Annotated in this window: 1 protein-coding gene; it reads left to right on the plus strand. The window is 57.4% G+C overall.

Annotation, left to right across the window (positions count from 1 at the left end; genetic code table 11):
• A partial coding sequence (locus tag ACZ2XM_RS15695; protein WP_490619045.1) for a hypothetical protein occupies positions 1-235 on the plus strand: 235 nt, incomplete at both ends.

Raw genomic sequence — 235 nt, forward strand, 5'->3', positions numbered from 1 at the left:
CGATGTGGTGTTTGCGAACACTGGCAATGGCACGGTTCTGGCGCTGAAGGGCAAACGCGTTATCGCATCGATGGACAAGCGTGCGGCCATCAAGGCAGGCGCGCAAGACATGTACCAATCGGAAAACTATGCGGAAGTGACGCAGCACGAAATGGGCCGTCAGGGTCTGCGTGCCGGCCTGAAGAGCATGGGTTTTGTTCTGGCCACAGTCAACGTCGGTAAGGCAGAAGTCCTG

Source organism: Psychrobacter sp. CoH-33_TS_01, from assembly GCF_058189395.1.